Source organism: Paraburkholderia edwinii (genome assembly GCF_019428685.1).
Taxonomy (GTDB): Bacteria; Pseudomonadota; Gammaproteobacteria; order Burkholderiales; family Burkholderiaceae; genus Paraburkholderia; species Paraburkholderia edwinii.
In genome coordinates, this window is the sequence record NZ_CP080096.1 from 2,743,225 (window position 1) to 2,759,567 (window position 16,343).

Consider the following 16,343-nt stretch of genomic DNA (forward strand, 5'->3'; position numbering starts at 1 on the left):
ACGGTTGGCGTTACCCACCCGCCTTTTTCCTGTTCTTTCGAGAAGGACCACTATCTGTCTTCGGAGTAGACGACGATGTGGTCGAGTTGCGCAGGACCTGGTTCTCCTCCCTTGTCCTGGCTAGCATGCGTCGCAATCTGCGGATTGTCTCGATCGCGGCACCGAGGTCCGATACAAGAACCGGTTCGTCATAGGCTTGCTGTGCGGCTGGCTTCGTCTGGATAGTGCGCTGCTCATGCTCACATGAAGGCTGCGGAACACTGTCATTCAACAACGCTTCCCTCACCTTCTCCGGTGTTGTCAGGCGGAAGCCGCGTCCTCTAACCGTCTCAATGACCACGCGCTGCTGCACTACCTTGAGTGCCTGCCGTACCTTGGCCATGTGCACATCGATTGTGCCTGTTTTCACGTCTGCACCAAACCAAACCGTCTCGATGATGCTCCGACGGGAAATCACGATGAAGGGATTTTCAATTAGAAGCCGCAAAAGTAGAAATCCCGTTGGCACAAGATCCAGTTCATGCCCGTCGATCCCGTCATCTGTGCACACCAACGCACGACGTGCGTCGAAATCCATTGTTAGCGTCTCGAACGACACACGAGCGGGCGCTTGAATTCGCGGAGCATGACGAAGTAAAGCCTTAAGCCGAGCCAGAAGCTCGCTTAGCCCATACGGTTTCCTGACGTAATCGTCAGCACCGCTCTCGAGAAAGCGAATGCTCTCAGTTTCTGTGGAGTCACGTTCGCCGATAGCAATGACTGGCGTTCTTACCGTGGCACTCAGATTACGCAGGTCATGAATCAATGACAGGCCCGAGCCATCGGGCATTCTGGCTCGCACGAATATCGCTCCCGGGCATTCCGCGTCGATCAGCGCTTTAGCCCGCTCAATGGAGAACGCCGCCAACGGATCGTAGCCTGCACCGCGGAGTTCATGCCACAAGACCTCTACATCAGCTGTGTCTGAATCGCAAATTAATACTTTGAGCCTTGCCATATCTGCCGTCGAGGCGGGAACTAGTCGACCGCACTCGAATGTTCATACAACACCGGTGCCTAAAACCAGCTCAAGAATATAGCATGGATATGCTTTATGGGTAGAACCTCATGTCGCAAGTCCATCGCGACGACAAGCTCGAATCATGACGCGCCGCTCGCGCCCAATCTGTTGGAGCGCAACTGCGTTGCAACAGTGCCGAATCGGGTCCGGAGGAGTGACATCACATAAGTGGTGACGGCCAAATCTGGCCGTGTATGCGGCGGGCTGTTTCAGGACTCGCTAAAGGCGTACGGCTGCATTCGGCAATGAGCCGTCGCGGCGATTGTCGGGACGATGCGCTAACGGAAAGCGTGTGGGGTTCGCTGAAGGTCGCGCGGGTGACATTCGAGAAGAATTAAGCGCTGCTCAGGAAGAGCACGCTGCCTGATTGCCAGGGCTATGGGACTCGTCAAACAAACAGTCGCACGGTCGGTTATCGTGCCACGAAACTTTAAACGTCCTGTTCTGGCAGCTTGATGCCTTCACGACACCTTTCGATCATCTCGGTAGCGAGTGACTTGTCCGACACAGCTCGAGAGATGACCATTGCGCCGACGAGGGTTGCGTAAGTGACCACCGCGCGCTGTCTGCGCGATTCATCATCGAGCTCCGGCGGCAGAACCGAGGCGACGGCATCAAGCGCGCGGCGGACGCCTGCATTGAAAGTCTCGCGCAGCACATTGTCTTCCGGCAATCGCGACACGTCGGTGGCCAGCGTGGAAATCACGCAGCCGTACGCGGGAGTGTTCCGGTGCTCGATAGAAAGGTAAGCGTCAATGAGCGGTTCAAATGCATCGGTGGGTCGTTCGGCTTGGGAAATGGCGGCCTGCCATACTGACTCCACCTGCTCAAACGCTTTAAGACAGGCTTCGTCCGCAAGCGCTTCCTTTGAACCGAATTTGCTGTGGAAGGCGCCAGCGGTCATGCCGGCCTCCGCCATGATTTCGGCGACCCCTACACCCTGAAATCCCCGCTCGCGATACAGCCGGGCTGCAGTAGCCGCGACCCTCTCGTGATTCAACTGCGACTGCTCTTTCGACGCCTTCGGCATTTCGCGACTTCCTTGACTTCCAGCAGATTCAAACTTGCTGACGAAGGGATAAGTAATATGAATGAATTGTGGCAGGGAAAGGGTGCGACTTCAACTCGTGCAAGCACCAGCGGTTTCACGCCCGCTTCACCAGATACGCATCCACAAGCTCAACCAGCCGCTCCCGACCAAAACTCGGATCGTGACCCGCATGCACCACCTGCACAGGAAGTTCGCGCAGACGTTTCATCGTTTGCACGTACATCGGGATATCGGCACCACCGATTTCATCAAGCAGCGGACCGTCGTAAATTGCATCGCCGGAGAACAGCGTGCCGGTTGCCGCTTCCCACAGCCCGATGCTTCCCGGCGAATGACCGGGCAGGTGCAGAACCTCAAAATGCCGATCTCCGAGATCGACGACACTCCCTTCCTTGACGATTTCGCTGACGGTCGCCGCCCGCACGTGATACGTGGACATCTCGTAGTCAGCATCGGGAAGCGCGGTGATCAGGTCGCCATCGAACGGATAGCCCGCTTCGTGATAGCGGCGGATGGCAGCGTCACCCAGGACCGACGCGAGCAGCGTGCCGCGCTCGCGCGGCGCACGCAGGTTGTCGGCTTCCAGCTCGTGCACCAGCGTATGCTCGAATTCGTGGTGGCCGCCGATATGGTCCGCATGCGTGTGGGTCGCGACGGCGGTCACCTTCTTTTGCAGCAGATGCCGCGCGGCCTCGCGCAGGCTGGCGATGCCCATACCGGTGTCGATCATCAAGTCGCGGTCGCGGCCGCGAATGTGCCAGATATTGCAGCGCATGAGCGGCACGACGTGCGGCTCCCACAACAAGGTGATGTCGTCACTGATGCGCTTCAGTTCGAACCAACGGCTGGCAATCGGTAGCATGATCGTAGTCCTTCGGGGGTGGCAGCGGCACAGCATTGAATGCGTGACCATAGCGACCACGCAGCATGACGACGACTGATGATACGCGGCGTAGCCGGCGAGAACTTATTGTCGTCCGCTCCAGGTGTTCAAAACGCGCTTAGTGATCGTCCCGATGACCGGGCAAGAGGCGCTGGACAATTTCGTCCGACAGCTTTGAGGCAGTGTGCTTGACGTCGCCATCGCTATCCACACCGGCAGCAACGAATCCACCGGCCGCGAGAAACGCGTTAAAGCCCAATGCCGCTCCCGGTGTCTTACCACTTCTTGCAGTCGTCGTAACGTCAAGCAGGGGTCGTGCGGCAGGCGGTTCGGCGAGATCGGTGACCTGTGCCTCGACTTCCAGACTGGTATGACCGGCACCGAAACCGATTAACGCACGCTTGGCGCGGTCTCCTTCGTCAACGGATATAAATTCACCACTTACGAGCCAACCCGACGATGGGGTCTGTGCTCCCGGCACAAGACGCTCGACGTGCAATCCATGCTTCTTCAAATCGTCGGCAATCGAACGGCTCATCAGCGTTGCCAGATGCGTCGCCTTATCCTGCCTGGTTGTATGAACCATCAGCGGGGAATCGGGAAATACGTGCCCTAGCAGTTCCCGACGGTCGACGTTGGCCCCGGGGCCTTCGAAGCGGATATCACTTCCTTGCAGATGGAAATCCTCGACGTACACCGTATCGGGCATCGCGTTAGCCTGAACCGGCTGCTGCTGTGCGCTTGATGTCACTTCAACGGTGCCGCATGCGGATAGCCAGAGAACCAGGAAAGCAATGGCCGCCGTCTTCGGCACTCGTGCCCGATGTATCCGGAAGCCGGTTATTTCGCGCATGTCTTCGATCTCTCATAGACGAGGCTAACGATTCTCGCTTTCTCATCTTCGATCGCGGTCAGCCTGATGGCCCCGATCAAAACGATAGCTTATACTATCGTTTCTGGATGCAGCAAAATCAAGATTTTTGAGGGGTGAGGAAACCCATGTCGCCATCTGCGGAGGTTTGAATGACCAATCGGCCTGAAACGCGACGAAAGGTGGGAAGAAGAATGCCGGCGCTCGATACAAAGACGGCACCCTCACAAGCCCGCAGCCAGGATACTTACGAATACATTCTCGAAACAGCCGGAAAATTGCTCGGCCAGATGGGCTTCGAGGAACTCACGACCAATCTGATTTGCCGTACTGCGGGCATGACGCCCCCCGCTCTGTATCGGTATTTTCCGAACAAGTACGCCATCCTCAAGATATTGGGCGAGCGCCTGATCGCTGCGCAGGACGCCGTGGTGGATCAATGGCTCAAATCCGGTGCAATGGGGCCATCGAGGCCGGAGGACTCGATCAAGAGAATCGCGTCGGTGTTGCGTGGCCTCATCACTGTTACGAAGCGCTTTCCTGGAGGCGTTGTCGTCAATCGGGCCATTCATGCCGTACCGCTTCTGCAGCAGCTTCATATCGAATCACGTGAGGCGGTCGCCGCACAGCTCTGTGACATCCTGCAGCCGCAATTCCCGATGGTGTCGGCCGCAAGGCTGCGTGTAGCGGCGCGCATGGTGTCAGAGCTCAGTTCCGCGCTCGTGCAGATGGCGATCGAGGACGCCGAACGGAATCCGGAAGGCCTGGTTTACGAAACCGCGGTTCTCTTCGCGTCGTATTTCCGCGCGCTACAGGATTCACCTGCGGCGTGAATATATGGAGGATTCAGATCGATGCAATCGATTGCGCCGTCATACACGAAAATGGACAAGACCCTCTTCTTAAGGACGCTATGTTTCGTGCACGAAGGGCGCGATAGCTGGTCGCGGCGCATTCCACTATGAACTCATCGGCCAGCGGCGATACTCAGGCCACGCGTTGCTGCCGTCGCCGAAATCAGATCCTGCAACGTACGTGCATCCCGTAGCATCGTCTCTATGAGCGGCCGATCGGCACCGTGATTCAGCACAAACTGGAGCGCATAGACAGCGCCATGATGAATAAGATGCTGGTCGATAAGTTCGCGCGCACTCGTTTCATTCAACGCCTTGAATGTCGTGTCCCAGGCATCTGCGTTGTTTCCGATGTTTGACATGGTCGTCCCTTCAGAGTCAATCGCGGCACAACGTTCTGGTCGTCGGCCGGATGCCCCCAATCAGGCAAATGACATGCCATCCTGCATCGGGTCTTGCACAGCCAGATGACTACCCGCGACCCTCCCGAACTGAATCGGCGGGAAGGTCGTAAGTGTTCCGGTTGTGAGACAGCAAGAATGATTCGCGGGCGGCCCGGGTCTGCTCGCCCGATGTGCCGGCAAACTGTAGGTAGGGAATTGCGGATGTAGAGATTGTCTCAAAGATGAGACAGCGCGTCGGCTAGTTCGTCGGCCGCTGTTACGTTTGCCGAAAGCGCAGGACTCGCCAGGATCCACCCAGAGGTGTTACGTATGGGCTGGATGATCGTTTCAATTAGTCGCCCGTCCATGTCCACGTCGAGATCAGCCATTTGCCCTCTGATCTCTCAAGCGTGGCCGTGATAACGCCGGGAATACTCAACTGCTTATTTTCGCGCTCGAAGCGGTAGTCCACCGGTAGCACAACATAAGCATGTCCATTGTCCACAGTCACACGCCGCGGCGCGCGCAGTTGTAGCGAAAACTGCGACACCCCGGCGTGCTCTGCTTCCGCCGCGTTGACTTTACGCCACGCCTCGATGGCCTGGGCCGAGGGCCCTGAAAATACGAACGGCGGAACACCACCGATCAGTACAACCGATGCCGTAAAGTACGAGGCCATCACTGATGCACTCGCGCGCTGATTGGTCGCGTCGACTGCCTGTTGGATACGGTCCATCACCTCCGACTGCTCCGACGCGCGGGCGGGCGCGCCCGATAACGAGAACAGGCATGCTGTGGCCACGATAGTTCGAATCAGCATAGTGTGTTTCATGACAGTATTGAACTGCGACCACGATACCCCGCGTAGACGCCGACACGGATCGGAACATGCGAAGCGACGCGGTGAGGCCCGAAAAGCAAGGAGCGTCTCGGACGGCGTCGCTTCTTGCGTTAGCGGCTCTTAAACGTAGCGTCGTCCTTAGTCAACGTTCTGAGCGTCGCGATAGAGTGCTTTGTGTCGCTTAGTGGCGACCCACTCGTCTATTTCCGCGTCCGTCATGAAATGGGAGCGATCGAACTGGTTCCAGCTGGTGATCTCGTCGACCGATTTCTTCCAGCGTTTGTACGGTACTTTGGATGGTGGCCCAAAGCACATGATGTCAATGACTGAAAGTTCTTCCGGGACGCCGAGCAAAGGCTTCATCGCCTGCTGGGCTTTTTTCTGTCCAATAGCGGTCACCCACCACACGTTGTAGCCGAGAGCGGCGGCGGCCAGATGGGCCGACATGGTCGCTGCCGCCACGCTCTGCAGCAAAATCCTTTCGGCGTTCTGTTCATACATCGCGGCCAGTTCGCTGCCGTCGTTCAAGGTCGGAAAGGCTTTCACCCAACGGAAATCAGTGGCGACGACGACCATGCCCGGTGCCGAGGCAAGGCCCCGGTAATCGGGCGTGGGAAACTTCATGTGGAGCTTTGCGCGATGGGTTTGTTCTTCACGAAAGTACTCCGCGATCCGGTCTTTAAGCGCCTGCTCGGTCACCACAATAAAGTGCCAGGGTTGTGCGTTGGCCCCGGATGGTGCGTGGCGCGCAGCGTCGAGAATCATTTCATAGTGTTCCCGCGGCACCACATACGCGGAGTCGAATGCTCGGGTCGTCATCCGGTTCGCCACCACATCCATCAGCGCATCGTACCTGGAGCGGTCTTCGAAATTCCGGGTAACAGGGAGGGATACTTCGTCAGTCATGTGTGATCCTCGACGCCTTTCCAGGTGGGTGAGCCGACCTTGCAACCGACCGATCGGACGAGATACGGCTCTGTCGATTGAACGCCTCACCAGGGATGGCTATTCCATGTCAGTCACCTCGTATTCAACGAGACACCTCTACTGATAGATAAGCGTGAAGGTAAGGACGGTGTTCACACTCCCGGGTGTGACGGTCGCCGCTGTTTGGTAGTAAGCCGCTGTCAATGGAATCGTGTACGAGCCGCCCGTCGTGGTGTTGTACGCCGACAGCGTGTACTGCGTCGTGTTGTACTGGAGCGGATTCCCGCTGCCGTCCTTCAACTGAAGGCCAATGCCAGTCGCAGTCGAAGTGCTCGACAACGCGAGCACGCCGTTTGTCGGATCGAGCACCGCGTTAATCGAATTGAACTGGTACTGGATTTTCGTGAGTCCGGCCGGGCATGCATTGACGGCGATCGTGAAATTCTTCGCTGTATTGGTCGCCGGCCCTATGCTCTTGAACGTCGACTGTTGATACGAACCCAAGTCGAGTGTCACGTCCGCCGTCGTGCAGCCGGCAACGACCACGTTCGTCGCAGACAGCGAAAAGGAATTCTGTGCCGCGGCCCCCGAAGGCAATTTCGCGAACGTAATGGCACCGTTGACATTGGTTGCCCCAGTGCCTCGCAATATCTGGCCACCGGTTGTCGTGCCGGCGACCACTGTGCCAGTGGCCACTAGCGCCATCTCGACCTGCCCACCCGTCGCCCAAGAGCCGGCCTTATTGCACAGGGTGCCGGTCCAACCTGACACATTGGCCAGAGCGAGATCCTGCCAGGGCTGCCAGCCGCCACAGCCGGCCGAATAGGAACTCACGGCGATCGCGATCCCAACGCCCGAAACATTCGTATTCCAGACCGTAACGGTCACACCATGCGGTTCCACCACCGTGATGCCGGATTTCGTCAACGAAACCGGTTGGAACACCATGCCCGCACTGGCGGTACCGGACGTGACACAGCCAAAGTACGAGGTTGTCTGCGGTGACGTCGCCCACGTAGTCAAGACAGAACCAGGCACCTTGTCGCGCGGCACCGTGATCGACGCTGGCATCGAAATCGCGACCGTTGAAGTGCTGGCGGTCGAGCAAATAGCGGTCTGTGCGAATGCCGCGTGCGAACCTAATCCGCACATGAACAACACCAACAGCGTGAACACCATCCGGCGCCAACTATCGCGGCGCCCGCGCACGAGCGCCATCAGCATTGGCATGACGCGCGTCATATTTCGCTTATCGAACATCGTGGCTTTCCTCGCGCGCATCGCGCGTTCATCGCGCGTTTATCGGTTAATTCCGGCACGTCGCCTCCGCATCGGTCCAGCGCTGCGTGTTGCCGCGCACCGCCACCGGCAACCTGTACGACACAGTGCAGCCTTCCACCGCCGTATCGCCCCAGCGCACGCTCAGCGTCGCCGCATCGGCATGCACACCGCGCAGCACGATGCGGCCTTCCTGTGCAACGGTGCCGACGTTCTGCCCGCCCACATCCATCACCTGCGCGCCAAACGGCACCGGCTGGCCGTCGGCCATCCGCACGCGCAGCAGCACCGCCCGTCCGCCGCCCTCGGTCTCGAACTTCAACCGCACCACGGCGCCGGCCGTCGGCGCGACATGCTGCGAGGATGACTTCAGTTCCACGCTCATCGGCAGCCCCTTCGGATCGATCTCGATCTCGTTGGTCTCGAACGGCTGCAGGCTCGACACGAGCGCATGACCGAACGGATCGATACGCAGACCGGCGCCGGACGTGACGCGCGCGCCGCCTGCATCCTTCGCTTCGACGATCGCGACCGTCTCGCCCATCGTCGGCGTGAATGCGACGCCGCCGCCATAGGCGACCATGCCGCCCGACATGCCGCCGCCGTATTGCGTGAAGCCCGTTCCCTTCGACGCATTCGCGGTCAGCGTCGCATAAGGCGACAGATAGGCCACATTGCCGCCGACATCGGTCGTCGCGCCTGCTCCGCCGCCGCTCGTACGAGCGACGTTGACGCCGTAGTTCACCGCGTTGTCGACGCCGAGCGAGCCGCTCAGCGCTTGCTGGATGGACATCGATCCGTTCGAATCGCGCTGCACACTCGTCGTCGAGTAGACCGATTTCGCACCGATGTTGAGCGGGATCGACACGTTCAGCATGACCCGGTTGTCCCAGCGGCCGCGTGTGATATCGAACTGGCGCGACGCCGACACGCCATAGTTGATGCGCCGGAACTTGTTGTTGTAGCCGGCCTGGAACTGCGTATCGCTGCCGCCGCGATTCCAGTAATTGACCGTCGATCCCGACACGTAGAACGAGCCAAAGCCATCCGGGAGACTCTGATTCAACGTGACCTGAAACTGCCCGCGCTGAATTCCGCCGGACATCAGCGCGTCCGGTCCGCCGCTATTGTTCTCGCGCAATTGCATGGCGTCCTGCAGGCCCAGATAGCCGCTGCTCGAGTATCGATACGCGGCGACCGCGATGTTGGTGTTGGTCGAGGTCAGCAGCTTGCTGTACGCGATCTTCACGCTTTGACCGTGGCGTGCAGCCTGCCCCGGCAGATCGGTGTTCGCCTGCGTGACGTCAAGACTGAATGCGCCCAGTTCGGTGTTAAGCGCCGCGCCTGCCACGCCGGCGAGATAGCCTTGCGCGACGGTCACGCCGCCGTAACCGGTGATCAGGTTCGTGACGCCGTGCTGGATCGTCGCCTGAAACAGCACGGGCTTGCCCGAGATCAGCGGATTGCGATACTGGCCCGCCGTGACGCTGAAATGCGTGATGCCCGGCCGCAGCGAATTCACTGCCGACGCATACGGCACCTTGAAGGTTTCTACGCTGCCGTCCGCCGCTGTCACGCTGACATCGAGATCGCCGCCATAACCGGTCGGATACAGATCGTTAATCTCGAACGGGCCAGTCGCGACGTTGGCCGTATAGATGATGTTGCCGTTCTGGCGCACCTGCACCAGCGAGTTGCTGGGCGCAATGCCGCGAATTGTCGGCGCGTAGCCGCGCTGCGACTCCGGATACATCCGCTCGTCGCTCGAGAGCTGCACGCCGCGAAAACCGACGCTGTCGAACATCGCGCCGTCGGTGAACGCATCGCCGATCACTAACTGGCTTTTGAGCCGCGCGATCGAGCGCTGCAGGCTTGTCTGCACGCTCTGGTAATGCGTGCCGCCGTGCGTGTCGTAGGTCGCGTTGCCGTTATGACGGAAGCGCCACGGGCCGGCATTCAGGCCGGCGGTCAGGCCGACGTACGCCTGGGTCGACGAGGCACCTTCGCTGTCCGCGCGGTAGACGCTCGCGTTGTACTGCAGCAGCGCGGCCGGCACGCCGTTGTCCCAGTAACGCGGGTCGACGTAACCACGCGCTTCGAGGCGCATCGCCGCCTGCGGCACGCTGACGTCGAGCCGCTGCTCGCCGTTGTCGAACGATGCTGTTGCATCGGGCACGAGTGCGTCGAGCGTGATGCAGGCGTTAGAGCCACCGGTCAGCTTTTGTGTCGCCTCGGGCGACAGCTTCGCGAGGTCCACGCCGACACGCTCGAGCAGTTCGCGATCGAAACACGGCCGCACGTCGTTCGGGTTGTCGCCCGCCTGCCTGAGCGTGATCTCGGCCCGGCCGAGCCAGTTCGTGTTGACATACAGATCGACGCGATATGTGCCCGGCGCTGCAAGGTTGCCCTTTTCGAAGCGACTGACGTCGATGTGCGCGCCGTCCGGACGCTGCAGGAACAGGTCGTTGAACTGAACTTCCGCCACTTGCGGCGCGTCCGTCGTTCCAGCTGTCGCACCGGCGGACGCGAAGCACAGGAGTGCGAGCACGCAGCAAGGACGCGGACGCGCACGCGCGGACAACGGCAACATCGAAGTGCGTTGAATCACGATAGCCAGCCGGAACGTGAGCAAGCCGACACCCTGTCCCAACGGACATCCGCGGTCTTGCATCAGGAAAGTGAGAAGGGATCGCGCGAACGGGCGTCCCGCCGGGGCGCTACGTCAGGCGCGCATCATTTGGATACGGCAGCCGTTCCCGGCCCAAGTGGCGCATCGCCGCCGCCCGGACCACCGTAGTCGTTCAGCCATTGGTAGTGAACCGTCGCATCGGGCGCGTCGGCCACCTCGCCCTTTAGCTGAAACGCGTGTGTTTCACCCGGACCGATCATGCCGCCGTCGTCGAAAGTCGCGGCCTTGCCTGCGGCGTGTACGGTGATTTCAGTCAGCGATACGTGAAATGCTGTCGGGTTGTGGACCTCGATGGCGAGTTGTCCGCCGGTCTGCGTCAGCCGCCATGTGAGCTGTGCCGCCGCTGTATCAGGCGTGCCCTGCAGATGAGCAGGTCGGAAGAACAGCTTGATCCGCGAACGGAACGCGAGTTGCAGGTGGTTGGTCTCTCGGCTGTCAGCCGCAGGTTTCGGCGGCACCTCGAGCACGTCGAGCCAGAACACCGACTCGCGGTCCTGCGGTAACGCCTCGCCTGTATAGACGAGGCGCAGCGTCTGCGATCGGGACGGATCGATGCGCGAGATCGGCGGCGTCACCGTGAACGGCACGTTAATGTTCGACGGCGCGCCGCGCACGTCACCGGCATCGACCCACGACTGCACGAGTGCCGGCGACTGACCTTCGTTCGATAGCTTGAGCGTGACCTCAGGCTCATTCGCGTCGTAGATCACGCGCGTCGCCGCGATGACGACGGAAGCCTCCGCTGGCACGGGCAGAGAGGCCAGCCAGGCGGCGTATCCCGCAGCGATTGCGATTCTGAATGCTTTCCGAACCATATGGGTGCCCCGAAACGGTATCCGATGCATAGGCAAGGCGAAGCGGACAACGACCCGTCCGACTCGCGCCTGCGTATAGGCTTTATTGCGTTACTGGTAGACCATCGTGTACAGCACGCTCGTGCTTACCGCACCTGGCGTTGCCGCGCCCGTAGCGATGTACTGCGCGATGTAATTCAGAGTCGCGGTACCGGCAGCGCTGATCGCCACAGACTTCGAGTTCTGCGCCGCATCGGCTACGCCGAGTTTGATTGGCGTTGAGTCGCTGTTCAACAGCTGGATCTCGACGTTGGTCGCGGCGCCGTTTGCCGCCGTGTTGAACAGGTTGCCCGTTGCTGTATCGACCGTTGGGCCCGGTTCGAAATAAGTGTGCACGTTGCCCGAGGCGGGCGTACAAGCCGACAGTGAGATGTTGAACTGCGTCGCGCCTGCCGGCTTGCCAGCGCCAGGCAACGAACTTGCCGACACTTTGATCAGCGGCACAGTGAAGTTGCTCGAGCCGCTAAGGAAGCCCCTGATCGTACAGGTCTGCGCGGTGACGGTGCCGGTGATCGTGATCGTACCGTCGGCCGCGAAGGCAAACGGGGAGGTAAGCGCGGCACTCGCGAGAATCGCGGCGGAAATGAGGTTAGTCCTGGAAATCATAGTCTCAAGATAAATCTGGAGGGGTATGAGGATCTGCGACTCCGTTACACCCATGTCGTCGCCCGATGTCCACGGGCCGCGTCGGAATAGTTCATCGCGCGCCGAGGCGCCTCTGGACACGCCAAATGTAGATACGCTTTTGAAATGTGACCGTTCGACAGCCTGAGCGTAACTTCAGGCTCATTCGCGTCGTAGATCACGCGCGTCGGCGTATAGGCTTTATTGCGTTACTGGTAGACCATCGTGTACAGCACGCTCGTGCTTACCGCACCTGCTGTTGCTGCGCCCGTAGCGATGTACTGCGCGATGTAATTCAGCGTCGCGGTACCGCCAGCGCTGATCGCCACAGACTTCGAGTTCTGCGACGTATCGATTACACCGAGTTTGATCGGCGTGGAGTCGCCGTTCAACAGTTGAACCTCGACGTTGGTCGCACCGCCGGTCGCGATGATCAGGTTGCCCGTTGCCGTATCGACCGTCGGGCCCGCTTCGAAAAAAGTGTGCACGTTGCCCGAGGCGGGCGTACAAGCCGACAGTGAGATGTTGAATGGTGTAGCGCCTGCCGGCTTGCCGGCGCTTGGCAACGAACTCGCCGACACGCTGATCAGCGGCACAGTGAAGTTGCTCGAGCCGCTACCGTTGCCGTTGATCGTACAGGTCTGCGCGGTCACGGTACCGGTGATCGTAATCGTACCGTCGGCCGCAAAGGCGAACGGGGAGATGAGTGCCGCACTCGTGAGAATTGCTGCGGAAATGAACCTGGTTCTGGAAGTCATAGGTCTCAAGATGAATCTGGAAGGATATGAGGATCTGCGACTCCGTTACACCCATGTCGTCGCCCGATGTCCAAAGCAACCTCGAAATAATTCATCTTGTGCCGACGCTTTATTGTCCTGGCGTCTCTGGACATACCAAGTGTAGATAAAGCGGTTAAATATGACTGTCAATAATGCAAATATCACTGTCAACAATTGCAAAGTGAATTTGGCGCCGAATTCGATAGAGCCCTGACTTTTCACTTGTTGACAACGCTCGCCAATCGTCATCGATATATTGGATGCATCCAGGATGCATTGAATGTGCATGGGTGTGCCCCACACGCGCACTATTTTTTGGGTAACATCGCACTTCGTTTCAACATTGACTTACGCGCACCGGATTTCCGATGCCGAAACAATTCCAATAGCCTTGCCAAGGCAAACGTTAAAAAAATGACGTCTGTATAAAGTCGTCGGAGGGAAGGAACAGCAATCATGGAAGCCTATTCGGATAGTCCCGATCGCAAGTGGAACGTATCGCTGATCCAGACCAAAATGATGCCGCCGCGTCTGCCTCCCGGCTACGTGCAGCGGCCAGCATTGTTCGAGCGGCTGCGTGAACGAGGCGTCGGCAGCATAACGCTCGTAACGGCGCCCGCGGGTTTTGGCAAAACCACGTTGCTTGCAGGTTGGAAAGAAGCGCTGTCGAACGAGGCACACCCCGTTGCGTGGCTCACACTCGATGAAGAAGACGACGATCCGCAGCAGTTCGGCGCCTATCTGATCACCGCATTTTCTCGCGCCTCGGAAGACATCGCCGAGCCCGCGCAACGACTGCTGAATAACGATGCGCTGACCCCAATCAAAACCGTGATCTCGGTGCTCCTGAACAGCATCGCCACATGCGGCCGGTACGTGTTCCTCGTGCTCGACGACGTCGACCGCCTGACCGTGAAGCCGGTTCTCACAGTCCTGTCCCGTCTGTTGCGCTACGCGCCCGAGAACATGCACATATTGTTGGGTGCGCGAGGCGAACCGGCGCTGGCGCTCGGTCAACTGAGAACGCCGGAGAAACTGATGCGTCTCGATACCGACGATTTGCGTTTTTCGGTCGACGATGCGGGAGCGTTTTTTGATCAGATAGGCACAGCGCCGCTCGACCGAACCGGCATCGGTTTATTGCACGATGCCACTGAAGGATGGGTAGCCGGTTTGCAACTGGCCTCGCTTTCGTTAAGCCGGGATGGCGATGCGGCGAAGGTCGCCGGTCATCTTGCCGAAACCCGTTCCGGCATCGATCGTTACCTGAACGATACGGTCCTCGCACATTTGCCGCCCGCCGTGCTGAAATTCCTGCTGTACACGTCGATTCTTCAGCGGCTCAACCATGCCGTGTGCGACGCGATCATGGAAGGCGGCAGCGAAGGAACGCTCGATTGGCTGGAGCGGCATAACGTGTTCATCCGGCCGATCGATGAAGGGCACGAATGGTATCGATACCATTCGCTGCTGTCCGAAGCGCTACGGCGGCGCCTCGATCGCCAGATGCCGAAACAGGTACCCCTGCTGCATCGTCGCGCGTACCAATGGTTTGCCGGCGCGGGTCTCTGGCCCGAGGCGGTTAGACATGCGTTGGCCGCGGGCGATCATGAAAAGGCGGCGCAATGGGTTGAAAATTGCGCAATGGAAATGCTTGAACGCGGCGACCCGCATACGTTGTTAGGGTGGATCGGGAAACTGCCGCGCGATCTCGTCATGGAACGGCTGCGCTTGCGTCTCCTGAAAGCGTGGGCGCTCGGCTTTTCACTGCAAGCGCCGCTTGCTACCAGGGAAATCCGCGGAATTGCCGAAGAAATGAACCAGTCGCGCCGCGATGGTCGTGGCGTTGTCGAAGACGTTTCGCAGGCGGAGCTGAATGCGCTCCATGGATTTATTGCCGGTGCGAGCGACGACAGCGAGCGCGCGTTCGAACTCGGGCGCGCCGCACAGGCAACCATCGCGTCCGCGGCTCCCTGGGTAAAGAGTTACGCGCAAATCGCGCAATTCTTTGGCCTGATGTACAAAGGCGGCTTCGACGAGATACGTCGCATATGGGCAGTCGCGAGAGATAACGCGCCGCGTATTCAGGACCCGATTCACTCCGACATGATGCGGCACGCAATGTACGGTCATGCCGCACTGGTACATGGCGAGCTGCCCGAGGCAAGACGCATTTTCGAAGCCACCGTCAAGCGCGCCGAGGCCGCTTTAGGCCCCTCGTCGCCCGGCACCGCTGGATTAGCGAGTTGCCTTGCATCGATCTACTACGAATGCAATGAGTTGCACGAAGCACGCAGGCTGATCGAAGGTCGCACGCCCCTTGTCCTGGAAACCTCCCCTCTCGGCGCACTGATACGACATACGCTGTGTGCTTCACGCCTTCTGGGGCGTAACGGGGAAACAGGGCCCGCGCTCGCTGTTCTTGAAGACGGTCGACAGGTCGCACTGAGCCGGCAGTGGTTACGCCTGAAGTTGGCCTGCGACGCCGAGACAGTACGATTGTTTATTCGCGACGGTAACCTTGCCGGGGCAAGACAACTCGCCGACGAATTAAGCATGAGCGTGCCGGCAACCTGTGAAGGTCGGTCGGGGTCTGCTGTGGAAACGTGGACAAGCTATTGCCTGCTACAAGCACGCGTGCTGCTTGCCGAAAATCTCGCGGAGAAGGCTTCCGTATTGCTAGCACGCTCGCTCGATACGGTAGCCTCGATGGGCTGGCGTTATCAGGAAGCGCTGATCTCCTTGCTGCTTTCCCTCGCGTTCGAACAACGCGGTGCATCCGAAAAATCGCTCGTCTCGCTCGAACGCGCACTTCGCGTCGGAGAGGCAATTGGCCTGCTCAATAGCTTCGTGGATGAAGGGCGACCGGTGCAAGCGTTGCTGCAGCAATTCCGCAAGGCTTCAGCGAGCGCCTCTGGCGCGCAGACGGCCTATGTCGACAGATTGCTCGTCGCTTTCGATGCGACCGATATTGAATCACCGGCACTGCCCGCCACTGTCGCGGCGGCGCCCGCATTGCCGGACGTTCTTAGCGTGAGGGAGCGGGAAGTGCTTGATCATGTCGCTCGCGGCCTTTCGAATAAGGAAATCGGGCGAGCGTTGAAGCTGGCGCCTGAGACCGTGAAGTGGCATTTGAAGAACATCTTCGAAAAGCTCAATGTCAGTTCGCGCATCGAAGCCATGCAAAGCTATTTTGGACCTCGCGGTAGATAGATCTGCTCCGCCCTGTGGCGGTGCCGTTCGCGGTCA

General features: G+C 59.4%; 14 protein-coding genes and 1 pseudogene. 3 read left to right on the forward strand and 12 right to left on the reverse strand.

Annotated elements, in window-relative coordinates:
* Window positions 1-10 precede the first annotated feature (10 nt).
* On the reverse strand, window positions 11-997 hold the full coding sequence (locus KZJ38_RS33675; protein ID WP_219801337.1) for a response regulator transcription factor: 987 nt from the start codon (window positions 995-997) through the stop codon (window positions 11-13).
* A 114-nt stretch (window positions 998-1,111) separates the two neighbouring features.
* Between KZJ38_RS33675 and KZJ38_RS36810 the strand changes: the two are divergent.
* Window positions 1,112-1,380: pseudogene (locus KZJ38_RS36810) on the forward strand (IS3 family transposase); the annotation flags it as partial.
* Window positions 1,381-1,490: 110 nt separating this feature from the next.
* Here KZJ38_RS36810 and KZJ38_RS33680 read toward each other — a convergent pair.
* The 3 genes from KZJ38_RS33680 to KZJ38_RS33690 all read right to left on the reverse strand — a co-directional run bounded on the left by KZJ38_RS33680 (window position 1,491) and on the right by KZJ38_RS33690 (window position 3,847).
* Window positions 1,491-2,090, reverse strand: coding sequence for a TetR/AcrR family transcriptional regulator (locus KZJ38_RS33680; RefSeq protein WP_219801338.1), 600 nt, complete (start codon window positions 2,088-2,090; stop codon window positions 1,491-1,493).
* Between the two features lie 115 nt (window positions 2,091-2,205).
* Window positions 2,206-2,973, reverse strand: a complete 768-nt coding sequence (locus tag KZJ38_RS33685; RefSeq protein WP_219801339.1) for an MBL fold metallo-hydrolase — start codon at window positions 2,971-2,973, stop codon at window positions 2,206-2,208.
* 139 nt (window positions 2,974-3,112) lie between these two features.
* Window positions 3,113-3,847, reverse strand: a complete 735-nt coding sequence (locus KZJ38_RS33690) for a DUF4410 domain-containing protein (protein ID WP_219801340.1) — start codon at window positions 3,845-3,847, stop codon at window positions 3,113-3,115.
* 212 nt (window positions 3,848-4,059) lie between these two features.
* On the opposite strand from KZJ38_RS33690, the gene KZJ38_RS33695 reads away from it, so the two are divergent.
* Window positions 4,060-4,698, forward strand: a complete 639-nt coding sequence (locus tag KZJ38_RS33695; RefSeq protein ID WP_219801341.1) for a TetR/AcrR family transcriptional regulator — start codon at window positions 4,060-4,062, stop codon at window positions 4,696-4,698.
* A 134-nt stretch (window positions 4,699-4,832) separates the two neighbouring features.
* On the opposite strand, the gene KZJ38_RS33700 is transcribed toward KZJ38_RS33695, so the two are convergent.
* The 8 genes from KZJ38_RS33700 to KZJ38_RS33735 all read right to left on the reverse strand — a co-directional run bounded on the left by KZJ38_RS33700 (window position 4,833) and on the right by KZJ38_RS33735 (window position 13,073).
* Window positions 4,833-5,081 carry a hypothetical protein gene (locus KZJ38_RS33700; protein WP_219801342.1) on the reverse strand — a complete coding sequence of 83 codons (249 nt, stop codon included), beginning with the start codon at window positions 5,079-5,081 and terminating at the stop codon, window positions 4,833-4,835.
* Window positions 5,082-5,454: 373 nt separating this feature from the next.
* Window positions 5,455-5,922 carry a hypothetical protein gene (locus KZJ38_RS33705; RefSeq protein ID WP_219801343.1) on the reverse strand — a complete coding sequence of 156 codons (468 nt, stop codon included), beginning with the start codon at window positions 5,920-5,922 and terminating at the stop codon, window positions 5,455-5,457.
* Between the two features lie 159 nt (window positions 5,923-6,081).
* Window positions 6,082-6,849: a nitroreductase family protein gene (locus KZJ38_RS33710; protein ID WP_219801344.1), complete on the reverse strand. Its 768-nt coding sequence runs from the start codon at window positions 6,847-6,849 to the stop codon at window positions 6,082-6,084.
* A 138-nt stretch (window positions 6,850-6,987) separates the two neighbouring features.
* Window positions 6,988-8,094, reverse strand: a complete 1,107-nt coding sequence (locus KZJ38_RS33715; RefSeq protein WP_219801345.1) for a fimbrial protein — start codon at window positions 8,092-8,094, stop codon at window positions 6,988-6,990.
* 82 nt (window positions 8,095-8,176) lie between these two features.
* On the reverse strand, window positions 8,177-10,756 hold the full coding sequence (locus KZJ38_RS33720; RefSeq protein ID WP_485020624.1) for a fimbria/pilus outer membrane usher protein: 2,580 nt from the start codon (window positions 10,754-10,756) through the stop codon (window positions 8,177-8,179).
* Between the two features lie 125 nt (window positions 10,757-10,881).
* Window positions 10,882-11,586, reverse strand: a complete 705-nt coding sequence (locus tag KZJ38_RS33725) for a fimbria/pilus periplasmic chaperone (protein WP_246641906.1) — start codon at window positions 11,584-11,586, stop codon at window positions 10,882-10,884.
* A 156-nt stretch (window positions 11,587-11,742) separates the two neighbouring features.
* On the reverse strand, window positions 11,743-12,297 hold the full coding sequence (locus KZJ38_RS33730) for a fimbrial protein (protein ID WP_219801347.1): 555 nt from the start codon (window positions 12,295-12,297) through the stop codon (window positions 11,743-11,745).
* Between the two features lie 227 nt (window positions 12,298-12,524).
* On the reverse strand, window positions 12,525-13,073 hold the full coding sequence (locus KZJ38_RS33735) for a fimbrial protein (protein ID WP_219801348.1): 549 nt from the start codon (window positions 13,071-13,073) through the stop codon (window positions 12,525-12,527).
* Window positions 13,074-13,550: 477 nt separating this feature from the next.
* Between KZJ38_RS33735 and KZJ38_RS33740 the strand changes: the two genes are divergently transcribed.
* Window positions 13,551-16,307 (forward strand): winged helix-turn-helix domain-containing protein, encoded by a 2,757-nt coding sequence (locus KZJ38_RS33740; protein ID WP_219801349.1) that lies wholly within the window; start codon window positions 13,551-13,553, stop codon window positions 16,305-16,307.
* Window positions 16,308-16,343: the final 36 nt, after the last annotated feature.

What these genes read in the sequence shown, in the direction of transcription:
- KZJ38_RS33675 (WP_219801337.1), bottom strand. Translation starts at nt 997, where the DNA reads ATGGCAAGGCTCAAAGTATTAATTTGCGATTCAGACACAGCTGATGTA.
- KZJ38_RS33680 (WP_219801338.1), bottom strand. Translation starts at nt 2,090, where the DNA reads ATGCCGAAGGCGTCGAAAGAGCAGTCGCAGTTGAATCACGAGAGGGTC.
- KZJ38_RS33685 (WP_219801339.1), bottom strand. Translation starts at nt 2,973, where the DNA reads ATGCTACCGATTGCCAGCCGTTGGTTCGAACTGAAGCGCATCAGTGAC.
- KZJ38_RS33690 (WP_219801340.1), bottom strand. Translation starts at nt 3,847, where the DNA reads ATGCGCGAAATAACCGGCTTCCGGATACATCGGGCACGAGTGCCGAAG.
- KZJ38_RS33695 (WP_219801341.1), top strand. Translation starts at nt 4,060, where the DNA reads ATGCCGGCGCTCGATACAAAGACGGCACCCTCACAAGCCCGCAGCCAG.
- KZJ38_RS33700 (WP_219801342.1), bottom strand. Translation starts at nt 5,081, where the DNA reads ATGTCAAACATCGGAAACAACGCAGATGCCTGGGACACGACATTCAAG.
- KZJ38_RS33705 (WP_219801343.1), bottom strand. Translation starts at nt 5,922, where the DNA reads ATGCTGATTCGAACTATCGTGGCCACAGCATGCCTGTTCTCGTTATCG.
- KZJ38_RS33710 (WP_219801344.1), bottom strand. Translation starts at nt 6,849, where the DNA reads ATGACTGACGAAGTATCCCTCCCTGTTACCCGGAATTTCGAAGACCGC.
- KZJ38_RS33715 (WP_219801345.1), bottom strand. Translation starts at nt 8,094, where the DNA reads ATGCTGATGGCGCTCGTGCGCGGGCGCCGCGATAGTTGGCGCCGGATG.
- KZJ38_RS33730 (WP_219801347.1), bottom strand. Translation starts at nt 12,297, where the DNA reads ATGATTTCCAGGACTAACCTCATTTCCGCCGCGATTCTCGCGAGTGCC.
- KZJ38_RS33735 (WP_219801348.1), bottom strand. Translation starts at nt 13,073, where the DNA reads ATGACTTCCAGAACCAGGTTCATTTCCGCAGCAATTCTCACGAGTGCG.
- KZJ38_RS33740 (WP_219801349.1), top strand. Translation starts at nt 13,551, where the DNA reads ATGGAAGCCTATTCGGATAGTCCCGATCGCAAGTGGAACGTATCGCTG.